1 pseudogene is annotated in these 1,180 nt (G+C 40.7%); it reads right to left on the minus strand.

What is annotated here, in order from left to right:
- Positions 1 to 1,090 (minus strand): annotated as a pseudogene (locus AC3WTP_RS23275) (IS3 family transposase); the annotation flags it as partial.
- Positions 1,091 to 1,180: the final 90 nt, after the last annotated feature.

Below are 1,180 nucleotides of genomic sequence, written 5' to 3' on the forward strand. Positions count from 1 at the left end.
ATTTTTTGAAAATCTGGATGTGTATAATGGGATCCTTGGTCAGAATGAATGAAGGCACCCTCTGCTTTCTTAAACCTTCGGTTTTTCTTAAGCTTCAGGAGGGTATCTGTCGCAAGATCCATCGTGATTCGGTCTGACACATGATAGGCCAAGATTTCATTGGTTGAACTGTCCTTGATAGTTGATAAATAGGCTTTCTTGCCTGAACCGTAAAATAAATAGGTGATGTCCGTCAGTAATATCTTACCGGGGATCTTCTGCTTAAACTCACGGTTTAGCAGGTTGGGAACGACCCTGTGTTCTTGGGTAGCCTTCATCATCCTTTTATAGGGATTAGCCTTCCTGAAAGGGCACACAATGTCGTACTTCTTCATAATCCTCCTGATGCGTTTCAGATTGTAGACAATCTTAAATTGACCCTCCAGTGTCATCTTGATGGATCGGGCCCCTTTCTTGCGTCTCTTGAAATGATAAGCCATTAAGACGATTTCTTTTACCTGTTCATCTTGTCGCTCACGTTGACTTCTCTTTTGCTCTGCTTCAGAAGACCAATGCCTGTAATATCCGCTTTTAGAAACCCCGGCCACCTTGCATAAATAGTTGATCATGCGGTGGAATTGATATTTCTTAACGATGGCACGGATAAGGATATATCTTTTATTGGGTGACAGTTTTATCCTTTGTTCTGGCCCCTCTCCGCATAACGAATCTTTTTTAGCAATTCGTTCTCTGCTTTTAGTAAGGCATTCTGAGCCTCCAGTCTAGCGTACTTCTCTTCTAGTGTCAGTTCCCGTTTAAGGGGTCTTCCTGACGATTGACTTCTTGTGTCTTGCAAACCTAAGATACCGTTCTTCTGGTAACTGGCGCGCCATCTATCTCCTGATGATTTAACTCTTTGTCTTCCTATGATTGATACGTCAAAACCGCATTCCTCAAATATTTCCCTAGGCAGCTTGCCCTTGTTATTCTCTGAAATAAACAATTCTTTAAATGCATCTGTATACGTAATTGCCTTAGAAGAAACGGATTTCACGTAAGGATTGTTAGATAGCATCTTGATTTCGTTATCTGAAAATATTTTTTTGCTCATTACAATTCCCCATTCTCATTTAGCTGTTAAAAACAAAAGTACCCTATCGAGAGACTTTTTTAAAGTGTCTACTCGACAGGGTACAGTTTA

The organism is Paenibacillus sp. EB106-04-04-XG159 (assembly GCF_058791835.1).